The sequence below is a fragment of the Cytobacillus sp. FSL K6-0265 genome (assembly GCF_038003465.1).
GTDB classification, from domain to species: Bacteria; Bacillota; Bacilli; order Bacillales; family Cytobacillaceae; genus Cytobacillus; species Cytobacillus stercorigallinarum.
On record NZ_JBBOPE010000001.1, the window covers coordinates 1,536,520 to 1,554,191 of the forward strand.

16 protein-coding genes are annotated in these 17,672 nt (G+C 37.3%); 14 read left to right on the forward strand and 2 right to left on the reverse strand.

All coding sequences use genetic code 11. The features are described 5' to 3' along the window. The first annotated feature begins 27 nt into the window (after positions 1–27). The 5 genes from MHH73_RS07950 (at position 28) to clpB (ending at position 8,318) form a co-directional block, all read left to right on the forward strand. The gene (locus MHH73_RS07950) at positions 28–1,107 is read left to right on the forward strand and encodes a carbamoyl phosphate synthase small subunit (protein ID WP_341066021.1); all 1,080 of its coding nucleotides are present in this window, start codon (positions 28–30) and stop codon (positions 1,105–1,107) included. Further along, positions 1,100–4,192, forward strand: coding sequence for a carbamoyl phosphate synthase large subunit (locus MHH73_RS07955; protein WP_341066023.1), 3,093 nt, complete (start codon positions 1,100–1,102; stop codon positions 4,190–4,192). The genes MHH73_RS07950 and MHH73_RS07955 overlap by 8 nt, the downstream gene beginning before the upstream one ends. Then, a complete protein-coding gene (argF, locus tag MHH73_RS07960) occupies positions 4,189–5,142 on the forward strand; it encodes an ornithine carbamoyltransferase (RefSeq protein WP_191814875.1) in 954 nt (317 codons plus the stop codon). The genes MHH73_RS07955 and argF overlap by 4 nt, the downstream gene beginning before the upstream one ends. A 292-nt stretch (positions 5,143–5,434) precedes the next feature. Next, on the forward strand, positions 5,435–5,614 hold the full coding sequence (locus MHH73_RS07965; protein WP_191814877.1) for a YjzC family protein: 180 nt from the start codon (positions 5,435–5,437) through the stop codon (positions 5,612–5,614). Between the two features lie 109 nt (positions 5,615–5,723). Beyond that, complete coding sequence (gene clpB, locus MHH73_RS07970) at positions 5,724–8,318, forward strand: ATP-dependent chaperone ClpB (protein ID WP_225230636.1); 2,595 nt, start codon at positions 5,724–5,726, stop codon at positions 8,316–8,318. 87 nt (positions 8,319–8,405) lie between these two features. Here clpB and MHH73_RS07975 read toward each other — a convergent pair whose 3' ends face one another. Next, the gene (locus MHH73_RS07975) at positions 8,406–8,597 is read right to left on the reverse strand and encodes a YjzD family protein (RefSeq protein WP_191814879.1); all 192 of its coding nucleotides are present in this window, start codon (positions 8,595–8,597) and stop codon (positions 8,406–8,408) included. Between the two features lie 221 nt (positions 8,598–8,818). Between MHH73_RS07975 and MHH73_RS07980 the strand changes: the two genes are divergently transcribed. From MHH73_RS07980 to MHH73_RS07995, 4 genes are all read left to right on the forward strand, one after another. Further along, positions 8,819–9,553, forward strand: a complete 735-nt coding sequence (locus tag MHH73_RS07980) for a hydrolase (protein WP_191814881.1) — start codon at positions 8,819–8,821, stop codon at positions 9,551–9,553. Between the two features lie 144 nt (positions 9,554–9,697). Further along, positions 9,698–10,459: a hypothetical protein gene (locus MHH73_RS07985; RefSeq protein WP_191814883.1), complete on the forward strand. Its 762-nt coding sequence runs from the start codon at positions 9,698–9,700 to the stop codon at positions 10,457–10,459. A gap of 119 nt (positions 10,460–10,578) precedes the next feature. Next, on the forward strand, positions 10,579–11,544 hold the full coding sequence (locus tag MHH73_RS07990; protein ID WP_341066029.1) for a BMP family ABC transporter substrate-binding protein: 966 nt from the start codon (positions 10,579–10,581) through the stop codon (positions 11,542–11,544). Between the two features lie 12 nt (positions 11,545–11,556). Then, a complete protein-coding gene (locus MHH73_RS07995) occupies positions 11,557–11,748 on the forward strand; it encodes a ComZ family protein (protein ID WP_341066030.1) in 192 nt (63 codons plus the stop codon). A gap of 28 nt (positions 11,749–11,776) precedes the next feature. Here the strand turns inward: MHH73_RS07995 and MHH73_RS08000 are convergent, their stop codons facing one another. Beyond that, a complete protein-coding gene (locus tag MHH73_RS08000; protein WP_341066033.1) occupies positions 11,777–12,031 on the reverse strand; it encodes a hypothetical protein in 255 nt (84 codons plus the stop codon). 232 nt (positions 12,032–12,263) lie between these two features. On the opposite strand from MHH73_RS08000, the gene MHH73_RS08005 reads away from it, so the two are divergent. From MHH73_RS08005 to MHH73_RS08025, 5 genes are all read left to right on the forward strand, one after another. Continuing rightward, positions 12,264–13,196, forward strand: coding sequence for a beta-ketoacyl-ACP synthase III (locus MHH73_RS08005; protein WP_341066036.1), 933 nt, complete (start codon positions 12,264–12,266; stop codon positions 13,194–13,196). Positions 13,197–13,242: 46 nt separating this feature from the next. Then, positions 13,243–14,481 carry a beta-ketoacyl-ACP synthase II gene (fabF, locus tag MHH73_RS08010; protein ID WP_341066038.1) on the forward strand — a complete coding sequence of 413 codons (1,239 nt, stop codon included), beginning with the start codon at positions 13,243–13,245 and terminating at the stop codon, positions 14,479–14,481. Positions 14,482–14,620: 139 nt separating this feature from the next. Beyond that, the gene (locus MHH73_RS08015) at positions 14,621–15,397 is read left to right on the forward strand and encodes a DUF2268 domain-containing protein (protein ID WP_341066040.1); all 777 of its coding nucleotides are present in this window, start codon (positions 14,621–14,623) and stop codon (positions 15,395–15,397) included. Positions 15,398–15,642: 245 nt separating this feature from the next. Continuing rightward, positions 15,643–16,677 carry an ABC transporter ATP-binding protein gene (locus MHH73_RS08020; protein WP_341066041.1) on the forward strand — a complete coding sequence of 345 codons (1,035 nt, stop codon included), beginning with the start codon at positions 15,643–15,645 and terminating at the stop codon, positions 16,675–16,677. Next, a complete protein-coding gene (locus MHH73_RS08025) occupies positions 16,667–17,656 on the forward strand; it encodes an ABC transporter ATP-binding protein (RefSeq protein ID WP_341066043.1) in 990 nt (329 codons plus the stop codon). Before MHH73_RS08020 ends, MHH73_RS08025 begins: the two co-directional genes overlap by 11 nt. Positions 17,657–17,672: the final 16 nt, after the last annotated feature.

The window sequence follows — 17,672 nt, forward strand, 5'->3', positions numbered from 1 at the left end:
TATACAGACGTTCACGAGGTGTTTAAGATGGAAGGGTATTTACATTTAAAAAGCGGTCATTGTTATAAAGGGGAATGGCTTAATACGCCACCACAGAATGAGGTTGCAGGAGAAATTGTTTTCTTTACAGGAATGACGGGTTATCAAGAAGTGCTAACAGACCCATCCTATAAAGATCAGATTATCGTTTTCACTTATCCTTTAATTGGGAATTACGGTGTGAATGAAGCAGACTTTGAAAGTAAAGAGCCACACGTAGCTGGAGTGATCGTTTATGAGGGGACTGATGAACCTTCACATTACCAATCTGCCTATACACTGAAGGAGTACTTGCATAAATGGAATATTCCTGTGCTAGGGCATATGGATACAAGGGCTATTGTGAAAAAAATTCGTTCAGTTGGTTCCATGCCAGCAACTATGTCCACTCATTCTGTAAAAGAAACAACATGGTGTATACAGGGGGATCATAAGGTTGAAATGGTCTCTAATCCTCAGATGCAAACATATGGCGAGGGTGATAAGCATGTTGTCCTTTATGATTTTGGCTATAAAAAATCAATTCTCAATAGTTTATTAAAACAAAATTGTAAAGTGACCACTGTGCCCTTTTCTACAACTTTCCATGAAGTTGCTGCGTTAAATCCTGATGGTATCCTGCTGTCCAATGGTCCTGGAAATCCAAAAACGCTTCAAAAAGTTTTACCTGAAATTAAAAAAGTCATTACCAGCTATCCTACTTTGGGGATTTGTTTAGGACATCAGTTAGCAGCACTTGCTCTTGGCGGTAACACAACAAAGTTATCTTTTGGTCATAGAGGGGCGAATCACCCTATTAGTGATCTAAAAACAGGGCGTGTAATGATGTCTTCGCAAAACCATAGTTATGTTGTGGATACAGTAAGTTTAGAAACAACTGGGTTTAAAACAAGGTTCATTAATTTACATGATCAATCTGTTGAGGGTCTCACTCATGAAATTTATCCGATTGAAACGGTACAATTTCATCCTGAAGCTAATCCTGGACCAACAGATACGCATTATTTATTTTTAGAATTTATTCAAACGATTGAAGAGAAGAAAGGGAGCGTTATCGCATATGCCTAAAGACAACAGTATCCAATCTATCCTGGTCATCGGATCGGGACCGATCGTGATTGGGCAAGCAGCAGAATTTGACTACGCAGGCACGCAAGCATGCGCGGCGCTTAAAGAAGAAGGCTATAAAGTAATTTTAGTAAATAATAACCCTGCAACAATTATGTCAGATCACGCTTTTGCAGATAAGATTTACTTTGAACCGTTAACAGTAAATAGTATTGAAAAAGTTATTCAAAAAGAAAAACCAGACGGCTTATTAGGAACTTTAGGCGGTCAAACAGGTCTAAATTTAACCTTTCAACTAAGCGAAGCAGGCGTATTAGATAAATATAAGGTGAAATTATTAGGTAGCAGTATCGAAGCAATAAAAAAAGGTGAAGATCGGGAAGCATTTCGCCAATTAATGAATGACTTAAATGAACCAGTTCCAGAGAGTGAAATTGTTCATCATGTTGAAGAAGCGGTTGCTTTTGCTGAAAAGATTGGTTTCCCTATCATTATCCGTCCTGCTTATACACTTGGTGGAACAGGTGGCGGTATTGCTACAGATATGAATGAATTAAAGCATTTCGTTAAAAGCGGCCTAAAAGAAAGTACGATCACGCAAGTACTTGTAGAAAGAAGTATCGCTGGATTTAAAGAGGTAGAATATGAAGTGATGCGCGACAGCAACAATACTTGTATTACCATTTGTAATATGGAAAATATTGATCCAGTAGGTGTACATACAGGAGATAGTATTGTTGTTGCCCCGAGTCAGACATTAAGCGATGTAGAGTACCAAATGCTTCGCAGTGCTTCTGTTAAAATTATTTCTGAGTTAGGCATCATTGGGGGATGCAATATTCAATTTGCCCTAGACCCAGAAAGTAAAAATTACTATCTGATTGAGGTGAATCCTCGTGTTAGCCGATCTTCTGCTCTTGCTTCTAAAGCAACTGGATATCCGATTGCAAGAATGGCAGCAAAGTTGGCTGTAGGTTATCATCTTTCCGAAATTATTAACCCAGTTACTGGTGATACATTTGCAAGTTTTGAGCCGGCACTTGACTATTGCATTGTCAAATTTCCGAAATGGGCGTTTGATAAGTTCTCTGGTGCTGATCGCAAATTAGGTACGCAAATGAAAGCAACAGGAGAAGTAATGGGGATTGATAGAAACTTGGAGAGAGCGTTAATCAAAGCGGTTCATTCCCTTGAAGGAAAAGGACTTGATCTTCAATATCCTCGCATTAAAAATAATACAAAAGAGACGTTATTGAAGAAGCTAGCAGGTCAAACAGATGAAAGATTCTTTATTATATTGGAATTAATGAGACGTGGTGTAAGCGTTGAGGAGATAAAAAACATCACTAAAATTGATTATTTTTATCTGTCAGCTTTCCAACGTTTAATCTCATTAGAAAAAGAGATTGCACAAACTTCACTCGAGAATATTGAACGGGAAAGGATGCAATTAATTAAAGAAAAGGGCTTTGGCGACGCCTACCTTGCTTCAGTGTGGCAGGTCGATGAAAAAGCTGTCCGTCATAAAAGAAAAGAAATGGGGATTATCCCATCATATAAAATGGTTGATACATGTGCCGCTGAATTCGCTGCGTCTTCCAATTATTTTTACTCTAGCTATTTTGGAGAAAATGAACAAATACCGAGCGATAAAAGAAAAGTGTTAATCATTGGTAGCGGTCCGATACGAATTGGTCAGGGGATTGAATTTGATTATTGCTCTGTACAAAGTGTCTTTGCCCTAAAAGATGAAGGTATTGAAACGATTATGATAAATAATAATCCCGAAACAGTAAGTACGGATTTTACGACAGCCGATCGTCTTTATTTTGAACCGTTAATCATTGAAGACGTGATGAATGTCATTGAAGCGGAGCAAGTGACTGAAGTCATTGTTCAAGTAGGCGGACAAACAGCGCTTAACTTGGCTAATCAGCTAGAGAATTACGGGGTAAAATTACTCGGTACTGATTCGAAAACCATTGATACTCTTGAAGATAGAGAATTATTTTATCAATTATTAGATGAGCTTGAAATCCCACATATTCAAGGATATGTCGCAGAAAATGAAGTTGAACTTGAACAATATGTTAGAAAAATCGGCTATCCTGTTTTGATTAGGCCATCTTACGTTATTGGTGGGATGGGGATGGAAACCATTCATAATGATGAGGAATTCAACGTTTATAAAGCGAAGGATATCCCGTTCCCTGTACTTGTAGATCAATTTTTACAGGCGAAAGAGGCGGAGCTTGACTTAGCCGCAGACGGAGAACATGTTCTGATCCCGGCGGTTATGGAGCATATTGAAAGAACCGGGGTTCATTCGGGTGATAGTATGTCAGTCTTACCGCCACAAAGCTTACCAAAAGAAGTACAAAACCTTATGATTAAGTATGGACAATTGATGGTTAAAAAGCTTGGATATAAAGGACTAATGAACATTCAATATATTATTGATGAAAACAAAGTTTATTTACTTGAAGTAAACCCGAGGGCAAGTCGAACAGTGCCAATTGTAAGTAAAGTGACTGGGATTCCATTGGTCCAAAAGGCAACGAGAGTATTATTAGGAAAGAAATTCTTCGAAAAGGACCAACTTCCAAGTGATACGAACCAAACATTTGTTACTGTCAAATACCCGGTTTTCTCTAACTATGCACTAAAAGGTTTGGATGCTAAAGTAGGGCCAGAAATGAAGTCAACGGGAGAAGGAATCGCGTTAGCGGCAACTTTACCGCAAGCTTTAAAGAAAGTGTTCCAATTACATGGAGATAAAGAAAGAACCGTTTTATATAGTGGTGAATTAACAGACGGAATCAGAGCATTGGCATTAGAGTCAAATACCAAACTGCTAGATGCTCAAGGGGCTGAATTAGATGAAACGACTGTTGCCCTTTATAATCCTTTCACTGGAGAAGAAAATCAACGTATGCGGGAATGGGCGGTTAAAAATCGACTACACACTTTCAGTGAATTAGAGTCACTTGAGGCCTATTTACTTGCTTTAACTGAAAAAGATTGGCACGCAGTAGCAATTGAGGATTGGCAAAATGAGAATGTAAAGGAAGTGACGATATCATGATTACAACATCGACTGTATGTGGTAAAAAGTTAAATATAAAAGGAAATAATATGCTAACATTAGCTGACTATTCTTCTGAAGAAATCATTGGTCTTGTCGAAAAGGCTTATGAAATGAAGCATACGGATCATCAAGCCGAAGAGCCATTGAAGGGCAAAATATTGGGGATGATATTTGAAAAGTCATCTACGCGTACAAGGGTTTCCTTTGAAGCGGGAATGTTACAACTTGGCGGTCATGCCCTATATTTAAATCGCAATGACATGCAGATGGGTAGAGGAGAAACGATTGCAGATACCGCGAAAGTACTATCTAATTACGTTGATGGCATTATGATTCGTACATTTTCTCATGATATTATAGAAGAACTTGCTACACATGCTACGATTCCAGTGATTAATGGGTTAACGGACCTTTATCATCCTTGTCAGGCATTAGCTGACTTGTTGACGATTAAAGAAGTAAAAGGAAAATTAGCAGGTATCCATTGCGTTTATGTAGGAGATGGCAATAATGTAGCTCACTCATTAATGATTGCGGCAGCAAAAGTGGGCATGCATATGACGATTGCATGTCCTAAAGGCTACGAACCAAATGAACAAGTGGTCGCTTTAGCACAAGGATTTGCTGAGGTGACGGGTAGTAAGATTGTCGTTGAAAACGACGTGAAAAAAGCGGTTGATGGCGCTGATGTCATCTATACAGATGTCTGGACGAGTATGGGTCAAGAAGAAGAAAATGACATGCGCTTACAAGTCTTTCATGATTATCAAGTGAACGAGTCACTTGTAGCCAATGCAAAAGAAGATTATGTCTTCCTTCACTGTTTGCCAGCGCATCGTGGGGAAGAAGTCTCAGCGACTGTGATTGATGGAGATCACTCTGCAGTTTTCCAACAAGCCGGCAATCGCCTTCACGCACAAAAAGCATTATTAACTGAATTACTATAAGTTAGTAACGAGTGGAAGCATGGATTATTCTGTTATTCGAATAATTCATGCTTTTTTCGTTAGATGAGAATTCATAAATATAACAGGATTGCGCGGTTACTCAGTGAGGAAAAAACTGAAATGAGTGCCGAGTAAAAGATTTTGCACGTCACTAAGACAAAATTCACAAAGATAAATCATAGCGAATCTCATCACAGCGAAACAACAGAAGTCATTCAATCCCTACAATTTCCTTTATGATTCCACCTTCTCTCGGAAATAATAAAAATGTAAGTTTGAAGGGGGGATTCATTTGGGACAAAATCGACAATTTCGAGCCGGGCAGAAAGCGCCCAATAATGGTAAATATATAGAAATCGGTGAGACAGGTAGTAATGTCAATAATCCGCAAATGGTACATCTTCGAGCTGGTGACCGATTTCCTGAGAACTCAAATCATAATCGGTTATGGACGTATCAAAGAAAACCGTAATAGTAAGTAAAACAGATGCCATCCCAATATGTGGATGGCTTTACATATGACAGGAAATAATTTTATAATGAATATAAAGGTCAAAAAAGGTCAGGAGCGTGACGTGTGATTGGATATTAATCAAATGACAACCTCTTTACAAGAAGGTTTAATGAATGCCAAAAGGATGGCGACAGATAAAGGACATCAAGAGGTGGATACGGTGCATCTTTTCCTTTCCTTCTTGCAAGAGGATCATCTATTTACAAATATTTTAAAACGAAGTGGTTTTACAATTGAAATTGTGAATCAATCATTGCAATATTTATTAGAAAGAAAACCTAGTGTTAGTGGAAATGGTGCGAATTTAGATTCTTTTTATCTTACTAATGATTTAAGAAAATCCTTGTCTAAAGCTGATGAATTAAGACGGCAATGGCAGGACGATTATATATCCATTGAACATATACTATGGGCAGTGATTCTTTCAGAGACGAATATCACTCATCTCTTTTCAGCAAAAAAGAAAGAAATCAAACAATCGATTGAAGAAATCAGGGGGAATCAAAAGGTGACATCACAAAACCCAGAAGGCATATATGAAGTACTAAATAAATATGGTAGAGATTTAGTGGAAGAAGTGAAAGCAGGTAAATTAGACCCTGTCATTGGCCGAGATCAAGAAATACGTAATGTCATACGCATTCTTTCAAGAAAAACGAAAAATAACCCTGTCCTCATCGGTGAGCCAGGTGTTGGTAAAACAGCAATTGTTGAAGGATTAGCACAAAGAATTGTTAGAAAGGATGTACCAGAGGGACTGAAAGATAAAACAATCTTCTCTTTAGATATGAGTGCGTTAATTGCTGGCGCTAAATTTCGTGGTGAATTTGAGGAACGCTTGAAAGCAGTGTTAGCAGAGATTAAAAAGAGTGATGGTCGTATTCTTCTGTTTATAGATGAAATACATACAATCGTTGGGGCTGGTAAAACAGAAGGTGCGATGGACGCTGGTAATATGTTAAAGCCGATGCTTGCTCGAGGTGAGTTACATTGTATTGGTGCAACAACATTGGATGAGCATAGAAAGTATATTGAGAAGGATCCTGCATTAGAGAGAAGGTTTCAACAAGTATTAGTAAAAGAACCCGATGTAGAAGACTCCATCTCTATTTTAAGAGGTTTAAAAGAGCGATTTGAAATTCATCATGGGGTCAATATCCATGACAGGGCTATTGTTGCCGCAGCTACTTTAGCTGATCGTTATATTACCGATCGTTTTTTACCAGATAAAGCAATTGACTTAATTGATGAGGCATGTGCAATGATCCGGACAGAAATTGATTCTATGCCAACGGAACTGGATGAAGTAACGAGAAAAGTAATGCTGCTTGAAATTGAAGAAGCCGCTTTGCTAAAAGAGTCTGATGAAATCAGTCAAAGTAGGTTAGAGAAACTAAGAGAAGAACTGACTAACTATAAGGAACAAGCGAAAGAAATGAGGGCGAGATGGCTAACAGAAAAAGCTGCGATACAATCGATTCAATCAAAACGAGAGCAGTTAGAATTATTGAAAAGAGAGTTAGAGGAAGCTGAGAATAAGTATGACCTTAATAAGGCAGCAGAGTTAAGGCATGGGAAAATCCCCGCATGTGAAAAGGAGTTACAACAATTAGAAGAAGAGGCAAATAATAAAGAGAATGATAACCGTTTATTGCGTGAAGAGGTAACCGAAGAGGAAATTTCAGATATTGTATCGAGGTGGACTGGTATACCTGTCTCAAAATTAGTTGAAGGTGAACGGGAAAAGTTATTGCGATTAGAATCGATTCTACAAAAAAGAGTCATCGGCCAAAATGATGCAGTCACACTTGTCTCCGATGCCGTATTAAGAGCAAGAGCAGGCATAAAAGACCCGAAGCGGCCTATTGGTTCTTTTATTTTCTTAGGTCCTACAGGGGTTGGGAAAACAGAGCTAGCAAAGGCTTTAGCGGAATCTTTATTTGATAGCGAAGAACATATCATTAGAATAGATATGTCGGAGTATATGGAAAAACATGCGGTATCAAGGCTAGTTGGTGCCCCTCCAGGTTATGTTGGCTATGAAGAAGGTGGACAATTAACAGAAGCAGTACGTAGGAATCCCTATGCGGTCATATTACTAGATGAAATTGAGAAAGCACATCCTGAAGTGTTCAACATCCTATTACAAATGTTAGATGATGGAAGGATTACCGATTCTCAAGGTCGAACCGTTGATTTTAAAAATACAGTCATCATTATGACATCAAATATAGGGTCTCATCTATTGCTTGAACTCGCTGAAGCGAAAGAGGATAATTATATAATAGAAGAAACTCGGAATAAAGTATTAGATATGTTACGTTCGCATTTCCGGCCAGAGTTTTTAAATAGAGTAGACGAGGTTATTTTATTTCATCCATTAGGTAAAGAAGAGATGAAAGGAATTGTTGAAAAGCTCATCCATGAGCTTCAACAAAGGTTAACCCACCAACAAATTAGCTTAACGATAGATGATAAGGCAAAGGCTTATATTGCAGAAACAGCTTTTGATCCCATATACGGTGCAAGGCCATTGAAGCGTTATATGCAAAAAGAAATAGAAACAGCATTAGCAAAAGAAATGATCGCGGGGAATATCCAAGAGAAATCACATGTCACTATCTCTAGTGATCAAACACAACTAATCATAAAACATTCATGAACTAGTTCAAACTAGCATAAACTGGATATATTAGCGAAAGTAAAAAAAACAAAAGTCATCCATATTGGATGACTTTTGTTGCCATTCTTAATGTAATCCTTCTTTTTCTTCTGGTGCTGCAGGAATCACAGCAGCAAGAATGTAAAGTAAAATACTTACTACAACCGAAAGGACGGTTGCCGTTTGTAAATCATAACTTACACCATTCATGTTGCTTACTACATAAGTAACCATATTCATAAGTAAGAATGTCCAAATGAACGTCCAAATGTATTGCATTTTTACTCACCTCATACGTATGTCAGTCTATTTAATAGTATCATACAATGGTTGGATTATAAACGTGATTCACTGATTTTTTTCAAAGGATTATGTCTAAAATGTGAATAACAGATGGAATCAAGCGTTTGAACTAATTCATTAAAAGCTAGGCAAATATCCTATTCAAATCACCTGTACAATCATACATTAGTATGAACAATAGTAAAGGGGTTAATAAAATGGATAGCCGAAACTTTCAATTGCATACAGAATGGAATATGATTCATTACCCAGAAAAGCCAAGTGGTTTCGGTATTCTTATCATTGGGGATGAACGCCATTTTGTTGATGAGAAACAAAGCTTTTGGACACAAAATGAAGGAAAATCATCTCTCATATCAGCATTAAGAAGAGATGGTTATACTATCTTTTATTCAAATCTATATGGACGAAATTGGGGAAGTCGTAAAGCCATTGAGATGGCAAAAAGATTGTATGCCCATACGATAAGACATGAAATTATTAATGAAAGAATCCATATTATCGCTGAAGGTATGGGCGCACTTGTCGCAAGTGCATTAATGAATGAAATGAATGAGAATATACGTTCAATGACTTTTATCAATCCCATCTTTTCATTAAAAACACATTTGGAACAAGAAAAAGAACATAAATTTTTCTATAAAAAATTAAAGAAAGAAGTAGAAGCTGCACTTGTGAGTAATATTAAAGAGATCGATGAATCCATCGCAATAAATGAAGAACAATTTCTTCAAGTAGACCTCCCAGTAAAGATTATTCATATCCTCTCAAGTAGTCGTGCATATAAACAATCTCATCATTTAAAAGAATTATCAGTGAAATGGTCTGAAAACAATCAACAAGTCTCAATCAATTATTTATTACCAGAGAAAAGGCATAGTTTAAGTAACCATATCATACGATTTCTTAACGAAAATGAGGCGATATTATAAGTCTGAGGAAAATGTCCCTCAGGCCATTTTTTTGAGAAATTAAACTCGCTAATTTGATTAGTCATATTTGCGTGAGTGATTTCGATGATATCTATCGATTATTTCGCATAGTATACAATAAAACAAACGACTGGAGGCTGGGGTATGAAGCAAGCAGTTGTGATTGATGGTTATAGTTTCGTAGGGTTTGGCGCTTGTAAAGGGTTGTTAGAAGAAGGGGAAGAGGTTTTACTGTTCAATTCATTAAAGGCTGATGATGGGCCAGAAAAACAATTATCCATTGGGAGAAACGCGAACTTAACCGAAGTGGATATGAATAGTTTACAAACTTTGCTCGAAGAAGAAGCCACTGTTTTTATTGATGGTTACAGTTTATATATTAAAGATATAAATCTGGAGCAGTTTTTAGTTCCATTGTTAGATATCATCTCTTTTGAAAAGAGAAAATGTGTGATTATTTTACCCATCCAATGGCTGTATTCAAGTGAATCAAAAAAATGGGTACAAAAGACATTTTCTCATGCTCATATCTATTACTTGCCAACCGTTTATGGCCCGTTTCAACCAGAAGAAATGCTTTTTCAACAAAAACTGATGCATCCTAGTTTGAAGAAAAGTATAAGTGAAAAGGAATGGCGGAACGATGCTGTTTATATTGACGAAGCCATCACCTGTTTACTGCATGATTTTTCAGCAAGCAAAAAGAGTGGTGAAAAAATAATTAACTCTGGGATTGAAAACCATTGGCAACAATGTGCAGATTACTTACAAATTAATCTTGAAAGTCATACGGTGGACGATGATGTCAGTTGCCTAGAAGAACATGAAACCATTTATATTAAAAACCATCTATCGGTGGAAAAAGGGCTTCGTCAACAGAAAAGACATGTAGATATTCTCCTATAATATAAAAGTACTTTCATCGGAAAAACCTTTTCAATCACTAAGATAAAAGGTTAGAATGATGTTAGTTGGTCTTTTCGAAAGAAAAAATCAACTAACATAAAGGGGCGAAAGATATAGAAATGAAGAAAGCTTTAATTATGTGGGGGAGTTTAGTCCTGTGTCTTTTCTTATTAACGTCATGTGGACAGGTATTTTCTGGGGGGCAGCTGCAAAAGGTAGGCTTATTAGTGCCGGATACGATTAATGATCAAGTGTGGGGCACGAAAGGGTATAAGGGTCTACTTAAGATACAGTCTACTTATGAGATTGATGTGTATTATAAAGAAGGGATGAACTCACAACTCGTTGTCGAAAGAGCAATAAAGGAATTTTCAAAAAAAGGGGTCAATTTAATTTTTGGACATGGAAATGAATATGCAGAGTACTTTAATCAAGTATCAGCACAATATCCAGACATTCAGTTTGTAAGCTTTAACGGAGACGCACAAAATAAAAATACGACAAGTTTAAATTTTGAAGGATATGCAATGGGCTTTTTCGGAGGTATGGTGGCTGGTGAGATGACAGCTACGAATATCGTTGGTATTATTGCGGCATTTGAATGGCAACCAGAAATAAAGGGGTTTATCGATGGTGTGAACTTTCAAAATGATAAAGCAGATGTTAAAATACATTATGTTGAAAATTGGGATGATGCCCATAAGGCTGCGGGGTTAATGGACAAGTTGGTAATAGAAAAAGCAGATGTCGTTTATCCAGCAGGTGATGGATATAATGTCCCTGTCATTGAAAAAGTAAAAGAGCATGGGTTATATGCCATTGGTTATGTTTCTGATCAATCTCATTTAGGGAAATCAGCAGTATTAACAAGTACGATTCAACATGTTGACCATTTGTATGAAATAGTAGCAGAACAATTTCATAATGGGGAACTGCAATCTGGGAATCTTGCTTTCGATTTTCAAGATGATGCCATTTCACTAGGGGCGTATAGTCCAGAATTACCTCAGCCCTTTATTCAACAATTAAATGCAGCAGTAAAAAAATATAAAGAAACAGGTAATTTACCGAACGAACCGTCATAGGAGGATAACAGAATGACAAATGATAAAACAATGGAGTTTATGCAAATCGCGATGAAATACCTACCTGAGGCAAAAGTAGAACTAGAAAAGTCAGGTGTAGATTTATCAATGGAAATGATTCAACCGTTTATGACGATGTTTACTCAAGTGATGAATGAAGCATATGAATTAGGGAAAGCAGACGCACAAAAAGAAAATGAATAAGAGAAAAGCTAGCGGCGTGAGATAGCCGTTAGCTTTTTTTATTCATTAAGATTTCAACGATTGGAGCAGCATGTTTTAAAAGTGGTTTTAATTCCTCTGCAGAATCCATTAGTTGAGACATATTGGCCATTAATTCACCCAGGTCTAATTGTGCGATTGTGTTTAAAATAGAAGCTGATTTTTCCTCTTCCTGCTTATGTTGTCTTCCGAGAATCCAATCTTCACTTTGACGAGCTTCTCTATTACCAAACATAAATTGATTAAAAAACGGTTCTTCACTCATATAAGCAATCCTCCTTTTAATCTTTTATTGTATAGGTTATTCCTTATAATATATGGGTGAATGACAGAAAAGGTTGGACGAAAATAATAATTATGAAGAAAAATATTGAAACTTTACCTGCTTATTTGATAAAATTAGTACCAAGTACTAATAATTGATATTAAATCTTAATTAACGTAAATAAAAAAGTTGAATTAATGACAAAGTGGAAAAGAAAAAGGGAGTGGGAAAGATGAATGCTGGAATTGTTGGCTTAGGTAGATACTTACCCGAAAGAATAGTAACAAATGCCGATTTAGAAAAAGTAATGGATACTTCAGATGAATGGATCCGCACGAGAACTGGTATCGAACAAAGGCGGATTGCCGATGATGATACAAATACTTCTGATATGGCATTCGTTGCAGCAAAAAAAGCTTTACAAGATGCAAACTTGTCTCCTGAAGAGATCGATTTAATTATTGTCTCAACTGTCACACCAGATCAGCCATTTCCAAGTGTTGCTTGTTTATTGCAGGAAAGGTTAGGCGCAAAAAAAGCAGCAGCCATGGATGTAAGTGCAGCTTGTGCTGGTTTCATGTACGGTATAATTACAGCGAAACAATTTATTGAAACGAAAACGTATCAGAATGTACTCGTTGTAGGTGTTGAAAAGCTGTCTAAAGTAACCGATTGGTCCGATCGTAATACAGCTGTCCTTTTTGGAGATGGTGCGGGAGCTGCTATTATTGCACCTGTATCTGAAGGAAGAGGCATTTTATCATTTGAACTAGGTGCAGATGGTAGTGGAGCGAAGCATCTTTATCAAGACAAGTACATTGTGATGAATGGTAGAGAAGTTTTTAAATTTGCAGTTAGACAAATGGGTGAAAGTTGTATTAATGTATTAGAAAAAGCAGGTTTAACGAAAGAGGATGTAGATTTTCTTATCCCTCATCAGGCTAATATCCGTATCATGGAAGCTTCTAGGCAACGTTTAGAGTTACCAATTGAAAAAATGTCAAAAACAATTGATAAATATGGTAATACATCAGCCTCTTCGATACCAATTGCAATGATTGAGGAGATAGAAGCTGGGAAAATTAAAGATGATGATATTATCGTAATGGTCGGATTTGGTGGCGGATTAACATGGGGAGCCATCGCCTTAAAATGGGGAAAATAAGTATAAATTTAATAGGCTTTATTGATATAAAAGGAGTGACATAATAGTGGAAAAAAAACGTGTCGTTGTAACAGGACTTGGAGCAGTAACACCGGTTGGAAATAATGTAGAGCAGTCGTGGAGTAATATTAAAGCTGGAAAATCTGGGGTAGGACCGTTAACAAGATTAAATGCCGATGAGTATCCTGCTAAAGTAGCTGCTGAAGTGAAAGATTTTGATATTCATGAGTATTTAGAGAAGAAAGAAGCAAGAAAGATGGATCGCTTTACTCATTTTGCTGTGGCTTCTTCAATCATGGCAGTGAAAGATGCCAATTTGACGATAAATGATGAAAACGCTCATCGCGTTGGCGTTTGGGTAGGATCAGGAATCGGTGGAATGGAAACATTCGAGAATCAATTCGAAACCTTTTTAAATAGAGGCTACCGTCGGGTGAGTCCATTCTTTGTACCAATGATGATACCAGATATGGCTGCAGGGCAAGTATCCATCACATTAGGTGCAAAGGGAGTGAATTCTTGTACAGTAACCGCTTGTGCAACGGGAACGAATTCAATCGGTGATGCTTTTAAAGTCATTCAGCGTGGTGATGCTGATGTCATGGTAACAGGAGGAGCAGAAGCACCTATTACGAGAATGTCTGTTGCAGGATTCTGTGCTAACACAGCACTATCTACGAATCCAGATCCGGCTACAGCAAGTCGGCCGTTTGATAAAGAGAGAGATGGATTTGTTATCGGAGAAGGTGCAGGTATTCTCATTCTTGAAGAACTAGAACACGCGTTAGCTCGCGGTGCTAATATTTATGCTGAAATTGTTGGCTATGGGTCAACTGGAGATGCCTATCATATTACCGCTCCTGCACCAGAAGGAGAAGGCGGTGCACGGGCAATGAAAATGGCACTTGACGATGCGGGGCTTACTCCTGACCAAATCGATTACGTTAATGCTCATGGTACGAGCACAGATTATAACGATAAATATGAAACTGTTGCAGTAAAAAATGTGTTTGGTGAACATGCTTATCGATTAGCTATCAGTTCAACAAAATCTATGACAGGTCACCTTCTAGGTGCTGCTGGAGGCGTTGAGGCGATTTTCTCTATCCTTGCGTTAAGAGACAGTACACTACCACCAACAATTAATTACAAAACAAAAGATCCTGATTGCGATTTAGATTATGTACCTAATGAATCAAGAGAAAAAACCATTGGAGCTGTTATGAGTAACTCATTAGGCTTTGGTGGTCATAACGCAACAATCGTCTTCAAAAAATATCAATAATAAATCATACACGGACAGATTTCTGCTTTGTTACATGGCGGATGTCGTCCGTGTTTTTTATATTTTTATGCTTTTCTTTTGAACCGATTATTTGTCTCGACCATAAAATAAACAACAACATATGATGGGAGAGATCCATATGCCGGTAGTTAGAACAGATGAATGGTTAGATCAGCATTTCGCTGATCCGGAAAAATTGATTGAACCATTATTAGATTCATTCCATGAAAACGAGCCACAGAGACTATACCATTTCTTATCCTCCTTTGGCATGTATGTACCAAACAGAAGATGCAAAGAACAATTCAAGCAGTTGAAAGAAGAAAAAACATGGAAAAAGGTTGAATTATTATTAAACAAGTATAGAAAAAGCTGGCGCGGGCCGGATATCCCCATTTACTTATTCCCGATTGCACAAGGCGGTTTATTCTTTAGAACATCTTATGTGAAGTCTGGCTTGTCATTCCCTGACAAGATGTTTTTATTTCTCGCTCCATTAGAAGACGAAAAAGAGTTAGAAGCATTATTTGTTCACGAATACCATCATATTTGTAGAATGAACAGGCTAAAGAAAGAAATGGCTGATTATACATTATTAGATAGCATTGTATTAGAAGGATTGGCAGAATGGGCAGTTGCAAAGAGCTGTGGAAAATCGTATCGATCCAAGTGGTGCACTACACATGATAGAGAAAGAATAAAATACTATTGGCATAAATATGTAAAAAAAAATATAGACATAAAGAGAGACAATGAATTACATGACCAAATCCTATTCGGTGAGGGGTATCCTAAAATGCTCGGCTATTCTGTTGGCTATGAAATCGTTTCAATGCTTGACGAAGAAAAGAAAATCAGACTAGAGGAAAGTATGGTGATTCCGTCAAAATTATTTGTTCCTAAGTGGGAGGAATAGGAGATTTTTGTGAGAAAGGCAATTTGTAAAGTAAGTAAAATAGTATATTTTCCTTATATTAACACGCGAGTAACAGGATGGAAGAACTATTTCATGCCCACTCCATACTATTTATAATATTATCAAAAGATAGATTTTTTAAAAAATTCCTTGTGTTCGTAATCTATTTGTAATAATATACAGATAATTAATCCTAGTACTTAATATTTTACAATACTGTAAGATATTATGATTGAGGTGTAGAAATGGTAGGAAAAGAAGATAGTCCTAGTTTGGACACAATTTTACAAGTAAAAGAATTAAAAGCAGGTTTTGATATAGACGGAAAGGTCTATCACGCAGTAGATAATGTCTCTTTCGACGTGAAGAAAAAACAAATTCTTGGTGTCGTGGGAGAATCAGGCTGTGGAAAGAGTGTCATGTCTATGTCCATTATGCAGTTATTACCGAAGGAAACAGGCAAAGTCACTGGTGGAGAAATTGTATTTGAAGGAAAGAATATTGAAAATTACTCCATTAATCAAATGAATACCATACGAGGTAATGAAATCTCTATGATTTTCCAAGAGCCGATGACTGCACTTAACCCTGTATTTACAATTGGTTTTCAATTGCAGGAGATTCTCTTTAATCATCAGAAGATTTCGAAAAAGGATGCGCGAGAAAAAAGCATCCATCTTTTAAGACAAGTAGGCATATCAAGGCCAGAGAATATCGTTGATGAATATCCCCATCAACTTTCAGGGGGAATGAGGCAACGGGTAATGATTGCCATTGCCATCGCTTGCCAACCAAAGTTACTTATTGCTGATGAACCAACGACTGCCTTAGATGTGACAGTACAAGCCCAAATATTAGATTTATTAAGGGAAATTCAATCAATCAATAATATGGCGATTATTCTCATTACCCATGATCTTGGAGTCGTTGCTGAAATGTGTGACGATGTAATTGTTATGTATGCTGGGAAAATTGTTGAAAGAACAAATGTTGATGCTCTTTTTCATAACCCTAAGCACCCTTATACACAGTTATTATTACAATCGATACCTAAATTGGATGAAGAAGAGAAAGAATTAGGGTCGATTGATGGTTTAGTACCATCCCTAAAAGATATGCCAGAAGTTGGGTGTCGATTTGCTGATCGTTGTCCAAAAAGAATGCCTGAATGTACTGAAATCACACCTACGTTAGGTTTTGTCGAAAATGGACATGAGGCGGCTTGTCTTTTATATGAGAATAGCTATCAGACTAATGGGAGGAATACATATGTCAAATAACACAGCTGAGAAGCGAGAAGTGTTATTAGAAGTAGAAGATTTAAAAACATATTTCCCGATTAAAGCAGGTTTTTTTCAAAGAACGGTAGGACATGTTAAAGCTGTAGACGGCGTTAGTTTTCAAATACATAACGGCGAGACGTTTGGACTGGTTGGAGAATCGGGTTGCGGTAAATCAACGACAGGTCGAACGCTTTTAAAACTGATGAATCCAACTGATGGAAAAATTATTTTTGATGGACAAGATATTTCAAATATGAAAGGAAAGACATTAAGAGCAATCCGCAAAGACTTTCAAATGGTCTTCCAAGATCCTTATGCTTCACTTAATCCGATGCAAATGGTCGGGGACATCGTCTCAGAACCGCTCGTTAACTTTAGAGGGAAGTCAGTGAAGGAATTAAAAGAGGAAGTCATGGAACTACTCAATAAGGTCGGACTTCCGTCAGATGCTTATTATAAATATGCGCATGAATTCTCTGGTGGTCAAAGGCAAAGAATTGGCATTGCGCGGGCATTAGCCCTACGTCCTAAGCTGATTATTGCCGATGAACCTGTATCTGCACTTGATGTATCGGTGCAATCTCAAGTATTAAATCTCTTAAAAGAACTACAAAATGAATTTCAATTAACGTTTTTATTTATCGCTCATGATTTGAGTGTTGTTAAACATATGAGTGATCGAATTGCAGTCATGTATTTAGGTGGAATTGTAGAAGTAACTGATAAGAATAGTATTTTTGCAGAACCCCTTCACCCCTACACCCAAGCTTTAATCTCGGCTATCCCGGAGCCAGATCCGAGAAAGAAGAAACAGAGAATCATCTTAGAAGGTGATGTACCAAGTCCGGCTAATCCTCCAACGGGTTGTCCGTTTCATCCACGCTGTTCACATGCCATGAAAGAATGCATGGAAGTGAAACCGACTTTAAAGGAGGTGAAGGCTGGTCATAACGTAGCTTGTCATTTATATAACTAAAATAAAATCATTTAGG